The sequence below is a fragment of the Microbacterium hydrothermale genome, assembly GCF_004854025.1.
Taxonomy (GTDB): domain Bacteria; phylum Actinomycetota; class Actinomycetes; order Actinomycetales; family Microbacteriaceae; genus Microbacterium; species Microbacterium hydrothermale.
On sequence record NZ_STGM01000001.1, the window covers coordinates 379,372 to 393,265 of the forward strand.

Consider the following 13,894-nt stretch of genomic DNA (forward strand, 5'->3'; position numbering starts at 1 on the left):
CCTCGGATGCCACGTTCCCGCTCGCGCGCCCTCGTCCGGCGCATCGCCGGGATCGTGGCATCCGTCGTCCTCGTGCTGTGGGGGGCGGCGACCCTGGCGTTCGCGGCGTTCCGCGTCATCCCGGGCGACCCCGTGTCGGTCATGCTCGGCCCGCAGGCGCAGGTCGCGGAGTCCGTCAAGGCCGGGATCCGCAGCGACCTCGGCCTCGACCGGCCCGTGCTCGAGCAGTACGCGACATTCCTGGCGCGCCTCGCGCGCGGCGACCTGGGGGAGTCGTACCAGTTGCGTCAACCGGTGGTCGAGGTGATCGGCCGCCAGCTCGGCCCGACGCTGCAGCTCTCGGCGCTCGCGCTGGCCATCGCGGTGGTGCTGGCCCTGGCATCCGCCCTGCTCGTGCGCGGGCGCACCGGCCGGGCCGTGGCATCCGGGATCGAACTGGTCGTGCTGTCGTCGCCGGTGTTCTGGACGGGCCTCGTGCTGTTGAGCGTGTTCTCGTTCCAGCTCGGATGGTTCCCGGTGTCGGGGGCGCGGGACGCCGCGGCGATCGTGCTGCCCGCGGTGACCCTGGCCCTTCCCGTCGCGGCCCTGCTGTCGCAGGTGCTGCGCGACGGGGTCGAGGCGGCCGAGCGCGAGCCGTTCCTTCTGACGGTGCGGGCGCGCGGGGCGACGCCGCTGCGCGAGAGCGTGCACCACACGCTGCGGCACGCGGGCGTCGGGGGAGTCACGCTCGCCGCTTACCTCGTGGGCTCGCTGCTGGGCGGCGCGGTGCTGGTCGAGACGGTGTTCGCGCGACCGGGGATCGGCCGCGTGACCCTCACGGCCATCACCGATCGCGATCTGCCCGTGATCACCGGGGTGATCCTGCTGAGCGCCCTCGTGTTCGTCGTGGTCAACACGCTCGTCGACCTCGTCGTGCCCCTGCTCGACCCGCGCCTGCGCACCGACCGGACGGCGCTGCGCGTGCGGGCGGGGGTCCCCGCGTGAGCGTCGCGGCCCCGTCGCGCCCGCGGGTGGGACGGGCGATCGCGCTCTCGAGCGCCGGAGCGGTGCTCGCCCTGATCGCCCTCGCCGCGATCGCCCCCGGGCTGCTCGCCACGCACGACCCCCTCGTGACCGACGTGCGCGCGAGCCTCCAACCGCCGAGCGCGGCGCACTGGTTCGGCACCGACCAGAGCGGACGCGACGTGTACTCGCGCGTGGTCTTCGGCGCCGGACGCTCGGTGGGGATCGGTCTGCTCGCGACGGGCCTCGCCCTCGTGGCGGGGGTGATCGCCGGGTCGCTGTCGGCGGTCGCTCCGCGGTGGGCGGATGCCGCGGCCATGCGCATCGTGGACGTGCTGCTGGCGTTCCCCGAGTTCCTCGTCGCCCTGCTCGTGGTCGCGGTGCTGGGCCCGGGACCGGTGAACGTCGCCGTCGCCGTGACGATCGCCGCGGTGCCGGTGTACGTGCGTCTCGCCCGGGTGCAGACGCGCTCCCTCGCCGCCGCCGAGCACGTCGAGGCCGCGCGGCTCATCGGTGTGCCCGCGGCGATCGTGCACGTGCGGCACGTGCTGCCGGGGGTCCTCGGTGCGGTGAGCGTGCTCGCCACGATCGGCGTCGGCACGAGCATCCTCGCGGCGGCGGGGCTGAGCTTCCTGGGCCTCGGGCCGACCGAGCCGACCCCCGAGTGGGGGCTGATGCTGTCGGCCGGACGCAACCTGCTGCTGCAGGCGCCCTGGGTCGCCGTGTTCCCGGGAGCGGCGATCACGGCGACGGTCGTGAGCGTCAGCGTCGTCGGCCGCATCCTGCGCGCACGATCCGAGGAGCGGGGCGCATGAGCGGCGGTGGGGAGCTTCGTGCCGGCGGTTCGGGGCCGGGGTCCGCGACCCCCGGTGTCGACGCGGCGTCGGGCCGCGGCATCCGTCTGCGCGGTCTGCGCATCGACGGTCCCGCCGGCGCGCTCGTGCGAGGGCTCGACCTCGACGTCGCCCCGGGCGAGTGCGTCGCGATCGTGGGGGAGTCCGGCACGGGCAAGTCGCTCAGCGCCCGCGCCCTGCTCGGCCTCGTGCCGCGCGGCCTCTCGACCCGCGTCGATGCTCTCGAGATCGACGGTGTCGATGCGAGCCGCCTCGGCGAGCGGCAGTGGCGCACGCTGCGCGGACGTCGCATCGCGCTGGTGTCGCAGGACGCCCTCGTCTCGCTCGACCCCCTGCGCCGCGTGGGCGCCGAAGTGGCCGAGCCGATCCGCATCCACGAGCCGTCCGTGCGCGGTGAGGCGCTGTCGGCGCGGGTGCGGGCGAGCCTCGAGCGCGTGGCCCTCCCCGAGCCCGAGGACCGCGCCCGCCGGTACCCGCACGAGCTGTCCGGGGGGCAGCGTCAACGCGCTCTCATCGCCTCGGCCCTCGCGGCTCGACCGGCCGTGCTCGTCGCCGACGAGCCGACGACGGCCCTGGATGCCACGGTGCAGGCGCACGTGCTCGCGCTCCTGCGTCGTATCGCCGACGACGGCGTGGCGGTGGTGTTCATCAGTCACGACCTCGCGGCGGTCGCACGGGTGGCCGACCGGGTGGTGGTGATGCACGAGGGGCGGGTCGTCGAGACCGGCCCGACTGCGCAGGTGCTCGCCGCGCCGCACGATCCGCAGACGCGGGCCCTCGTCGAGGCGGTGTCGCACCGTCCCCTCGGACGCGCTCCCCGCACCGACGCCCCCCTCATCGCGGCCGCGGGTCTGCGCAAGAGCTTCGGTCGGCGCGTCGCGGTCGACGACGTATCGCTGGAGGTCCGTCGGGGCCGCACCCTGGCGGTCGTCGGCGAGTCCGGCTCGGGCAAGACGACGCTCGCGCGCCTGCTCGTCGGGGTCGACGACCCGGATGCCGGCTCCCTGCGCTTCGACGGACGCCCCTGGTCGTCGCGCGTCGCGCGCGGCGCCGCGCGGACCCGCGTTCAGCTCGTGCAGCAGAACCCCTGGGGCGCCCTCGACCCGCGGTGGACGATCGGACGCACGCTCGCCGAGGCCGTGGCCGCGGGAGGCGTCGCACGGCCCGCCCGCCGGGCCGCGGTCGCCGCGCTGCTGGAGGAGGTCGGCCTGTCCCCGGCGTTCGTGCGACGCCGGCCCGCGCAGCTGTCGGGCGGTCAGCGGCAGCGCGTCGCGATCGCCCGCGCCCTCGCGGTCTCGCCCGACCTGCTCGTGCTCGACGAGCCGGTGTCGGCGCTCGACGCGTCGGTGCGCGCGCGCATCCTCGACCGCCTCCTCGCCCTGCAGGCCGAGCGCGACCTCGCGATGGTGTTCGTCACGCACGACCTCGACGTCGTCGCGGGTATCGCCGACGACGTGATCGTGGTGAAGGACGGGCGCGTCGTGGATTCGGGCACCGTGTCGTGCGTCTTCGCCGACCCGCGGCATCCGTTCACCCGGGAGCTGCTGGCCGCGGCGGGTCTGGGCCCCGCCCGCGCCTGAACCGGCGGTCGCGTCCGCAGGCACCGCTCCGCGCGGACGCGCTCCCCACCCGAGCGTCCAGAACACCCGGACGCAAACGCCCCGGCCGCCGGGTTTCTCGGACACTCCGCGGGGCCGGCACCCCGCGACCCGAACCGCAGCGCACCGCGCCCGGCTCGCGTAGAATGGGGCGATCAGCACCGATCCGGCCATCACCGGGGAGCTCGCGGAAGAACGTCCGGCCCTTCGACACGCTCAGGGACCGAACAAGTAGAACCGCGCGGGGCAGGCCCGTCACAGCCGCAGTGAGAGCGGTGCCGGCCCCTGAGCTCGTCGAAGGGTCCGGCGCAACGCAGGGTGGTACCGCGGTCCGAGTGGATCGTCCCGGCGAGGAGACCTCGACCCGCGGAGAGACATGACCTACCCTCGCCCCTCATCCTTCGGCCCGGCCGCCGACGCGCAGAGTGCCGCCGTCACGGCATCCGTCGTCCCGAGCCCCCGCTTCCCGGCGATCGAGGACGACACGCTCGCCTTCTGGAAGGCCGACGACACCTTCCGCGCCTCGATCGCGAACCGCGAGGGCGCCGAGGAGTGGGTGTTCTACGACGGCCCGCCCTTCGCGAACGGCCTGCCGCACTACGGACACCTGCTCACCGGGTACGCGAAGGACGTCTTCCCGCGCTTCCAGACCATGCGCGGCAAGAAGGTCGACCGCGTCTTCGGCTGGGACACGCACGGCCTTCCCGCCGAGCTCGAGGCGATGAAGCAGCTCGGGATCACCGAGAAGGACGAGATCGAGCGCATGGGCGTCGCGACCTTCAACGCGAAGGCCCGCGAGTCGGTGCTCGAGTACACGCGCGAGTGGCAGGACTACGTCACGCGCCAGGCCCGCTGGGTCGACTTCGAGCGCGGCTACAAGACGCTCGACACGACGTACATGGAGAGCGTCCTGTGGGCGTTCAAGACGCTGCACGACAAGGGTCTCGCGTACGAGGGCTACCGCGTGCTGCCCTACTGCTGGCGTGACGAGACGCCGCTGTCGACGCACGAGCTGCGCATGGACGACGACGTCTACAAGATGCGCCAGGACCCCTCGGTCACCGTCACCTTCCCGCTGGTGGGCGCCAAGGCCGAGTCGCTCGGCCTCACCGGCGTCCGCGCCCTGGCCTGGACGACGACGCCGTGGACCCTGCCGACGAACCTCGCTCTCGCGGTGGGTCCCGGCATCCGGTACGCGGTCGTCGAGGGCGGTCCCAACGGCGCGGCCGACGTGCACACGACCCCCGACGGCACGCCCGACGAGGCGTTCGAGGCCGTCGCGCACCGCTACCTTCTGGCCGAGGATCTGCTTCCCAACTACGCTAAGGACCTCGGGTACGACAGCGCGGATGCCGCCCGCGAGGCCGTGCAGACGACGATCTCGGGCGCGGAGCTCGAGGGCGTCGCGTACGACCGACTGTTCGACTATTACGCCGACGCCTCCGTGTGGGGAACCGAGAACGCGTGGAAGATCCTCGTCGACGACTACGTCACGGTCTCCGACGGCACCGGCATCGTGCACCAGGCCCCCGCCTACGGTGAGGACGACAAGCGCCTCGCGGATGCCGCGGGCCTGCCCACGATCATCTCGCTCGACGACGGCGGACGGTTCCTCTCGGCCGTGACCGACGTCGCGGGCGAGCTGTGGCTCGAGGCCAACCGTCCCCTCATCCGTCTGCTGAAGCAGGCCGGTCGCCTGCTGCGCGAGGCGTCGTACGAGCACTCGTACCCGCACTGCTGGCGCTGCCGCAATCCTCTCATCTACAAGGCCGTGTCGAGCTGGTTCGTGCGCGTGACCGACATCAAGGACGATCTGCTGGCGAACAACCAGCAGATCACCTGGGTGCCCGAGAACGTCAAGGAGGGCCAGTTCGGCAAGTGGCTCGAGGGGGCGCGCGACTGGTCGATCAGCCGCAACCGGTATTGGGGCTCGCCGATCCCGGTGTGGAAGAGCGACGACCCGAACTTCCCGCGCGTCGACGTGTACGGCTCGCTCGCCGAGATGGAGGCCGACTTCGGCCGCCTCCCGGTGAATGCCGACGGCGAGGTCGACCTGCACCGCCCCTACATCGACGACCTCACCCGGCCGAACCCCGACGACCCGACCGGGAAGTCCACGATGCGCCGCATCGAAGACGTCCTCGACGTGTGGTTCGACTCGGGCTCGATGCCGTTCGCGCAGGTGCACTACCCGTTCGAAAACCACGAGTGGTTCGACGAGCACGCCCCCGCCGACTTCATCGTCGAGTACATCGGGCAGACCCGCGGTTGGTTCTACGTCATGCACGTGCTCTCGACCGCGCTGTTCGACCGCCCCGCCTACACGGGCGTGTCGTGCCACGGCATCGTGCTCGGCAACGACGGGCAGAAGATGTCGAAGTCGCTGCGCAACTACCCCGACGTGCGCGAGGTGTTCGACCGCGACGGTTCGGATGCCATGCGGTGGTTCCTCATGTCGTCGAGCGTCCTGCGGGGTGGCAACCTCGTCGTGACCGAGGAGGGCATCCGCTCGGGCGTGCGCGAGTTCCTCCTGCCGCTGTGGAACGCGTGGTACTTCTTCGCGACGTACAGCAACGCCTCGGGCCCCGAGGGCTACACCGCCGAGTGGCGCACCGACTCGACCGACGTGCTCGACCGGTACATCCTCGCGCTCACCGGCGACCTGGTGACGAACGTCGCCGCCGATCTCGAGGGCCTCGACTCCACGACCGCCGCGGAGCGCCTGCGCGACTTCGCCGAGGTGCTGACCAACTGGTACATCCGCCGCTCGCGCGACCGCTTCTGGGTGGGTGTGACCGACGACCCGTCCAGCCGCGAGGCCTTCGACACGCTCTACACGGTGCTCGAGACGCTGACCCGCGTCGCCGCTCCGCTGCTCCCGCTGGTCACCGAGCGCGTGTGGCAGGGCCTGACCGGCGGGCGCAGCGTGCACCTGACCGACTGGCCCGACGCCTCGGCGTTCCCCGCGGCGAAGGACATCCGCACCGCGATGGACACCGTCCGCGAGGTCTCGAGCGTCGCGAACGCGCTGCGCAAGCGCGAGGGCAAGCGCGTGCGCCTGCCCCTGCCGCGTCTGACGGTGGTGACCCCGGATGCCGCCGGCCTGGCGCAGTTCGACGACATCCTCCGCGAAGAGCTCAACGTCAAGGCGGTCGAGCAGGTGGCCCTCCGGGAGGGAACGGCCGCCGAGTACGGCATCACCCACCGCCTCTCGGTGAACGCCCGCGCCGCGGGTCCGCGCCTGGGCAAGCAGGTGCAGCAGGCCATCAAGGCCGCGCGCGAGGGCGACTGGAGCGAGGTCGACGGGAAGGTCGTCGCGGGCGGCATCCCGCTCGAGCCCGCCGAGTACGACCTCGTCGTCGAGACCGCGGGTCGTCCCGAGGGTGAGGCGTTGGCCGTGCTGTCGTCGGGCGGCTTCGTGCTGCTCGACACCGTCACCACCCCTGAGCTCGAGGCCGAGGGCCTGGCGCGCGACATGATCCGCGGCATCCAGGACACCCGCAAGGCCGCCGGCTTCGACGTGAGCGACCGGATCTTCCTCTCGCTCACGTTCGCCGACGACGCCGACGCGCAGGCCGTCGCCCAGGCGTTCGAGGTCGCGGGCGTGGCATCCGAGACCCTCGCCGAGGCCGTCGTGCTCGCCGGTCCCGGAGGACGACTGATCGAGAGCGGCCGAGCCCTCCCCGCCGAGCACGAGGCGCAGATCTCCGCCAAGACCTATGCGAACGTCGGCGCCGTCACGGTCGCCGTCGCGCGGATCGGAGCCCCCGCATGAGCGATCGCACCCGCGCCGACGCCGTCTACAGCGCGCTCCTCGAGCGGCAGGGGGAGCAGTGGGTGCAGCCGCGCGTCGAGCGCACCCGCCGCGTGCTGGAGCTGCTCGCCGACCCGCAGCGCACGTACCGGGTGATCCACGTCACCGGAACGAACGGCAAGACCTCGACCAGCCGCATGATCGAGAGCCTGCTGCGCGCGATGGGCCTGCGCACCGGCCTGTTCACCAGCCCGCACCTCGAGCGCTTCACCGAGCGCATCCTCATCGACGGAGAGCCCGTGGCGGATGCCGCGATCGCCGACGCGTGGGACGAGATCCAGCCGTTCGTCGACATGGTGGATGCCGAGCTCGCGGCATCCGGAGACGCCCCGCTGACCTTCTTCGAACTGCTCACGGTGCTCGCGTTCGTGGTCGCCGCCGACGCGCCGATCGACGTCCTCGTTCTTGAGGTCGGCATGGGCGGGGAGTGGGATTCGACGAACACCGCCGACGGCGACGTCGCGGTCTTCACGCCAATCGACATCGACCACGCCGACCGGCTGGGGTCGACGATCGCCGAGATCGCCACCGTCAAGGCGGGGATCATCAAGCCCGGGGCGGCCGTCGTCTCGGCGCCCCAGCCGCCCGAGGCGCTGCGCGCGATCCGCGCGCGTGCCGAGAAGGAGGGCGCGACCGTGGCCGTCGCCGGCGACGGCTTCGCCCTCGAGGGGCAGACTCTCGCCGTGGGCGGCCAGCAGCTCGACCTGCGGGGTATCGCCGGTTCGTACCGCGAGGTGTATCTGCCGCTCTACGGCGCGCACCAGGGCGCGAACGCGGCCCTCGCGGTCGCGGCCGTCGAGTCGCTGATCGGCGGGGGAGAGCAGTCGTTGAACGCCGACGTCGTCGCCGACGGGCTCGGCACCGCCACCTCGCCCGGCCGCCTGCAGCTCATCGGCACCGCGCCGACGGTCTTCGTCGACGCCGCGCACAACCCGCACGGTGCGCGCGCCCTCGTCGCCGCGCTGAAGGAGTCGTTCGACATCGACGAGTGGGGGGCCGTGGTCGGCATCCTCGAGGGCAAGGATGCCGCGGGCATCATGTCGACGCTCGCTCCGGCCGTCGCGCGGGTCTTCGCGACCGCTCCCGACAGCGACCGCGCGACCGACCCCGATGCGATCGCCGACGTCGCGGAGGCCGCCGACCTGCCCGTCACCGTGCACCCGACCCTCGAAGACGCCGCCGACGCCGCTCGCGCGTGGGCCGCGGAGTCCGACCGCCGCGCGGTCGTGATCGCCGGGTCGGTCGTGCTGGCCGGGGAGGCCCTGCGTCTCGCCGCGCTCGAGGACTGGAAGGCCGGGTGGCAGGAGTGAGTCCCCGACAGCCCCGACCCCGCCGCCAGCGGGGAGCGCAGGAGTCGCTCGGCGCGGTCGTGCTCGGCTTCGAGTCGATCATCGTCTTCCTGGGCGGCCTCGTGGTCTACGGCCTCAAGGTGCTCCCCGCCGGCATCGAACCCTGGTGGGGGATTGTCGGCGGCGTCGTCCTCGCCGTCGCCATGGTCGCGGTGTCGGGCCTGCTGCGTCACCGCTGGGCGCTGTTCGCCGGATGGGGTCTGCAGGTGCTGCTGCTGCTCGGAGGTTTCCTCGTGCCCGCCCTCGCCGTCGTCGCGCTCATTTTCGGCGGCATGTGGGCGTATGCGACGATCAAGGGAGCGGCCCTCGATCGCGCGAACGCGCGGCGGGCCGCCGACCCCGACCTCTCGAACGGAGAATGACCCATGGCCACCGAAGAGACCCTCGTCCTGGTCAAGCCCGATGGCGTCGCCCGCGGCCTCACGGGCGCGATCCTCGCCCGCATCGAGGCGAAGGGCTACGCGCTCGTCGACATCCGCCTCGTCGAGCCCGACCGCGAGACCCTCGCCCAGCACTACGCCGAGCACGAGGGCAAGCCGTTCTACGAGCCGCTGCTCGAGTTCATGATGTCCGGTCCGTCCGTGGCGATCCGCCTCGCGGGCAACCGTGTGATCGAGGGCTTCCGCTCCCTCGCCGGCACCACCGACCCCACCACCGCCGCTCCCGGCACGATCCGCGGCGACTTCGGTCGCGACTGGGGCCTCAAGGTGCAGCAGAACCTCGTCCACGGCAGCGACAGCGTCGAATCCGCCGAGCGCGAGCTCGCGATCTGGTTCGCCTGATCCCGGATGCCGAGAAGGCCGCCGCCCCGAAAGGGGTGGCGGCCTTCGTCGTCGGTGTCGGCGGGCGTCGCCGTGGGGTGAGGGGCCCGTCGAGGGTGCGCGGGGGTGCCTGCCCGGGCTCGTGCGCGTGTAACCTCAGCGATTCGCGCCGGGTCAGCGGCATCCGGGGCTTCCGGGCTGAGGTTGCGCGGATCGCGGAGGATGCGCACGGACCGCGCGCCCGGCCGGCCCGCCGTGGCACAACCTCAGCGATTCGCACCGACTCAGCGGCATCCGGGGCTTCCGAGCTGAGGTTGTGCAGATCGCGGAGGATACGAACGGACCGCGCGCCCGGCCGGCCCGCCGTGGCATAACCTCAGCGATTCGCACCGACTCATCGGCATCCGGGGCTTCCGGGCTGAGGTTGCGCGGATCGCGGAGGATGCGCGCGGACAGCGCGCCCGGCCCGAAGCGCCCGCGGTCAGGAACGCGCGACGTCGCCGCGGGGGCGTCGGCCGGCGAGGATCCACGCGAGCGGACCCAGCACGGGCACGAGCAGGATCACGACGGCCCACACCGCGACGACCGCCGACGACAGATCACGGGCGCGACGCGACAGGCTGAGGACCGCCAAGACCGCCAACCCGAGGGCCACCACGGCGAGGCTCGACCACACGAGGTCAGACGTGGCGGGCAGCAGGGGGTTCGCGGCATCCATGTCCGCACCCTATCGCCCCGGCTGGGATTCGGGTCAGAGCTGCGCGAGCACGTCCAGGCGCAGCTGAGCGAGCACGGCGACCACCACGTAGGCGAGGAAGGTGGCCAGCGGAACCCAGGGCATCAGCCGGTCGGCGACCTGCCGCACGCGCTCGCCCGGGATCACTCCCTCCCGCAGCACGTGCAGGGTCACGACGAAGAACGAGGGGATCACGACCGACCACGTGACCATGCACCACGGGCACAGCGTCGCGAGCACGAACAGGCTCTGCGCGATGAGCCAGATGACGAAGCCGATCGCGAACGCGAATCCGACCCAGAACAGGGCCCAGAACCAGCGCGCGAACCGCGCACCCGCCAAGAGAGCCATGCCCACCACGATCGGCGCGATCCAGGCCGCGAGTCCGATGATCGGGTTGGGGAAGCCGAAGACGCTTCCCTGCGCCGACTGGAGGTTGGTCGAGCACTGCACGAGCACGCTGAAGTCGCACGACGCGGCGTCGCCCGGGTTGGCGAGCTGGTGGAAGCGTTCCATCGTGAGCGAGAACGCCGCCCACCAGCCGACCACCCCGGCGAAGATCAGCCAGAGCGCGACGACGACCGGACGACGGGGAGTGACGCTTTCGCTCATGGGGCGATTCTGCCACCGCCCGCATATCCACCCGCTGAAGACGCCTCGGCGTCGAGCGACGCGCTCCCGCGCCGTCTCTCATCCGCACCCCTCGGTCGTTCCCGGATGCCGCGACCCGGCGGACCGCGACCGGCATCCCGGTGTCGCCCGGGGGTGTCCGCTGGCCGTTTCGCCGGTCCGTGCGATAATGAAGGCTGATGTGACCGCGGCCGCGCCGCAGGAACATCACCCAGAAGACTTCGGGCGATGACCGCCCTTCGCAGCACGAGCCGCAGGCCTGCTGCAGACCGAGTGAGTTCGCGGCCCCGCCGGGTGCGGCGCTGCATGAGATTTCGTCGGGCGACGCGCGGTGTCGCCCGCCAGGGAGAACCCCGATATGGCCGATGTGACCGACGATCAGACCCCCGACGAGCAGACCCCCGAGGAGCAGGCACCGGTCGAGACCCCCGGCGTCGACGCCCCCGCGAGCGATACCCCTGCTGACGACGCCCCTGCGGACGACGCCTCTCCGCTCGACGAGGAGGAGGCCGCGACTCAGGATGCCGCCGAGGCGGCCGACGACGACACGCAGGCCCCCGCGGTGCTCGAGGCCCCTGAGACGACCGAGGCCGATGCGGAACAGACCGCCGAGGCCGCCGCGCCCGCGAGCGAGGAGGCCCCCGCCGAGGAGCCCGTGACCGAGGAGCCTGCGTCCGAGGAGCCTGCGACCGAGCAGTCGACCGCCGAGACGTCGGCCGCCGACACGCCCGCAGCCGATGAGTCTGACGCGCAGCCCGCGTCCCACGCAGAGCCCGCCGCCGACGCAGAGCCCACGCCCGCCGCCGAGGCGCAGCCCGCCGCCGACGCAGAGCCCACCGCCGAGCCCGAGAAGCCCGCCGAGCCCGACGTTTCCGCCAAGCCCGAGAAGCCCGCGCGCCCCACGGCCGTCTCGCTCGGCCTGCTGCCCGAGAACTTCGTGTCGGCCGTGTCGACCGCTCTGCACTTCTACGCGCCCGAGCTGCCCCCGCTGCCCGCCCGCGAGGAGTCGTGGGACCGCGACGACCGCGACGACGAGGGCCCGCACGAGCGCGGCTCCGCCAACGCGCGCCGTCGCAACCGTCGCCGCGGGGGAGCGAACGCCGGCCCCGCCGACGAGAGCACCGAGGTCTCCGCCCCGGCCCCCGTCCGCCAGCGCGCGGTCGAGGTGATCACCGAGCCGCAGCGCATCAAGGGCTCCACGCGCCTCGAGGCCAAGAAGCAGCGTCGCCGCGACGGTCGCGAGGCCGGCCGTCGTCGCCCCGTCGTGACCGAGGCGGAGTTCCTCGCTCGCCGCGAGGCCGTCGACCGCGTCATGGTCGTGCGGTCCAAGGCCGGTCGCATCCAGATCGCCGTCCTCGAAGACAACGTGCTCGTCGAGCACTACGTCGCCCGCAACCAGGACGCGTCGCTGATCGGCAACGTCTACCTCGGTCGTGTCCAGAACGTTCTGCCCAGCATGGAAGCCGCCTTCGTCGACATCGGTCGCGGCCGCAACGCGGTGCTCTACTCGGGCGAGGTCGACTGGGACGGCGTCGAGACCAACAACCAGCCGCGCCGCATCGAGCTCGCCCTCAAGTCGGGCGACCGCGTGCTCGTGCAGGTCACGAAAGACCCCGTGGGCCACAAGGGCGCCCGCCTGACGAGCCAGATCTCGCTCCCGGGCCGCTACCTCGTCTACGTGCCGAACGGCACGATGAACGGCATCTCGCGCAAGCTGCCCGACACCGAGCGCGCCCGCCTCAAGAAGATCCTCAAAGAGGTCCTGCCCGAGTCGTCGGGCGTGATCGTGCGCACCGCGGCGGAAGGGGCCACCGAGGAGCAGCTGACCCTCGACGTGCAGCGCCTCACCTCGCAGTGGGAGCACGTGTCGAGCCAGGTCAAGACCATCCAGGCCCCGGCCCTGCTGCACTCCGAGCCCGACCTGCTGGTCAAGATCGTGCGCGACGTCTTCAACGAGGACTTCACGCGCATGCTCATCCAGGGCGACGAGGCGCTGCAGACCATCTCGTCGTACCTGAAGGGCGTCGCCCCCGACCTGCTCGAGCGCGTCGAGAAGTACGAGGGCGAGCAGGACCCCTTCGACGCCTTCCGCGTCACGGAGCAGATCGAGAAGGCGCTCGACCGCAAGGTCTGGCTGCCCTCCGGCGGCTCGCTGGTCATCGACCGCACCGAGGCGATGACCGTCGTCGACGTCAACACCGGCAAGTTCGTCGGTTCGGGCGGAAACCTCGAAGAGACCGTCACCAAGAACAACCTCGAGGCGGCCGAAGAGATCGTGCGGCAGCTGCGCCTGCGCGACATCGGCGGCATCATCGTCGTCGACTTCATCGACATGGTGCTCGAATCCAACCGCGACCTCGTCCTTCGACGCCTCATCGAGTGCCTGAGCCGCGACCGCACGAAGCACCAGGTCGCCGAGGTCACCTCGCTCGGTCTCGTGCAGATGACGCGCAAGAAGCTCGGCCTCGGCCTGCTCGAGACCTTCAGCGAGGCGTGCGAGGTGTGCGCCGGTCGCGGCGTCATCGTCCATCACGACCCCGTCGTGCGCCACCGCGCGTCCGGTTCCTCGTCGGGCAACGGCGGAAACGGCAGTGGCAGTGGGAATGGCAACGGCAACGGCGGCTCCAACCGCCGCGGGCGGGGCGGCAACGGCGGCTCGCAGAACGGCAACGGAAACGGCAACGGCGGCTCCCACGGCGGGGCGAACGGCTCCGCGCAGAACGGCGGCGCGGCCGCGGCCGCCGCGGGCGGCACGCACGTGATCACCGAGGGTGTGAAGTCCGCGCTCGCGCAGATCGCGGCATCCACCGTCAAGCCGACCCTCGACGACCCCGCCGTCGTCGAGGCGGCGGTCGTCGCCTCCGTCGAGGCCGTCCTCGAGGCCAAGGCCGAAAGCGAGGCGCCGGCCGCGCCCGCTCGCGAGAAGCGCCCCCGCAAGAAGCGCGAGCCCAAGGCCCCGCGCACCGAGAAGGACGCCCTCCTCGAGTCGGTGCTCGAGGCTCTCCCCGAGCCCAAGGCCCCCGGTCAGGGGCGCTCGCGTCGTCGGGTGACCACCGCCGCCCTCACCGGCACGCCGGTCAACGCGCAGCCCACCCAGGAATCCTGAACCCGTCGTCCGTGAGGGGTCGCACCCCGTCGCCGAGCATCGAA

General features: G+C 72.3%; 10 protein-coding genes. 8 read left to right on the plus strand and 2 right to left on the minus strand.

What is annotated here, in order from left to right:
* The first annotated feature begins 6 nt into the window (after nucleotides 1-6).
* From FB047_RS01845 to ndk, 7 genes are all read left to right on the plus strand, one after another.
* Complete coding sequence (locus FB047_RS01845; protein WP_136585524.1) at nucleotides 7-984, plus strand: ABC transporter permease; 978 nt, start codon at nucleotides 7-9, stop codon at nucleotides 982-984.
* Complete coding sequence (locus FB047_RS01850) at nucleotides 981-1,817, plus strand: ABC transporter permease (RefSeq protein WP_240752468.1); 837 nt, start codon at nucleotides 981-983, stop codon at nucleotides 1,815-1,817. The genes FB047_RS01845 and FB047_RS01850 overlap by 4 nt, the downstream gene beginning before the upstream one ends.
* A complete protein-coding gene (locus tag FB047_RS01855; protein ID WP_136585525.1) occupies nucleotides 1,814-3,436 on the plus strand; it encodes a dipeptide ABC transporter ATP-binding protein in 1,623 nt (540 codons plus the stop codon). The genes FB047_RS01850 and FB047_RS01855 overlap by 4 nt, the downstream gene beginning before the upstream one ends.
* 394 nt (nucleotides 3,437-3,830) lie before the next feature.
* Nucleotides 3,831-7,229 (plus strand): isoleucine--tRNA ligase, encoded by a 3,399-nt coding sequence (ileS, locus tag FB047_RS01860; RefSeq protein WP_136585526.1) that lies wholly within the window; start codon nucleotides 3,831-3,833, stop codon nucleotides 7,227-7,229.
* Entirely contained in the window at nucleotides 7,226-8,578 is a 1,353-nt protein-coding gene (locus FB047_RS01865) for a bifunctional folylpolyglutamate synthase/dihydrofolate synthase (RefSeq protein ID WP_136585527.1), read from the plus strand. Before ileS ends, FB047_RS01865 begins: the two co-directional genes overlap by 4 nt.
* Complete coding sequence (locus FB047_RS01870) at nucleotides 8,566-8,979, plus strand: DUF4233 domain-containing protein (RefSeq protein ID WP_136585528.1); 414 nt, start codon at nucleotides 8,566-8,568, stop codon at nucleotides 8,977-8,979. The genes FB047_RS01865 and FB047_RS01870 overlap by 13 nt, the downstream gene beginning before the upstream one ends.
* Before the next feature lie 3 nt (nucleotides 8,980-8,982).
* A complete protein-coding gene (gene ndk / locus FB047_RS01875) occupies nucleotides 8,983-9,399 on the plus strand; it encodes a nucleoside-diphosphate kinase (RefSeq protein ID WP_013586434.1) in 417 nt (138 codons plus the stop codon).
* 460 nt (nucleotides 9,400-9,859) lie between these two features.
* On the opposite strand, the gene FB047_RS01880 is transcribed toward ndk, so the two are convergent.
* Both FB047_RS01880 and FB047_RS01885 read right to left on the minus strand, forming a co-directional pair.
* Nucleotides 9,860-10,096, minus strand: a complete 237-nt coding sequence (locus tag FB047_RS01880) for a PLDc N-terminal domain-containing protein (RefSeq protein ID WP_136585529.1) — start codon at nucleotides 10,094-10,096, stop codon at nucleotides 9,860-9,862.
* 33 nt (nucleotides 10,097-10,129) lie between these two features.
* Nucleotides 10,130-10,726: a vitamin K epoxide reductase family protein gene (locus FB047_RS01885; protein ID WP_136585530.1), complete on the minus strand. Its 597-nt coding sequence runs from the start codon at nucleotides 10,724-10,726 to the stop codon at nucleotides 10,130-10,132.
* A gap of 376 nt (nucleotides 10,727-11,102) precedes the next feature.
* On the opposite strand from FB047_RS01885, the gene FB047_RS01890 reads away from it, so the two are divergent.
* Nucleotides 11,103-13,850 carry an Rne/Rng family ribonuclease gene (locus FB047_RS01890; protein WP_136585531.1) on the plus strand — a complete coding sequence of 916 codons (2,748 nt, stop codon included), beginning with the start codon at nucleotides 11,103-11,105 and terminating at the stop codon, nucleotides 13,848-13,850.
* The last annotated feature ends 44 nt before the right edge of the window (nucleotides 13,851-13,894 follow it).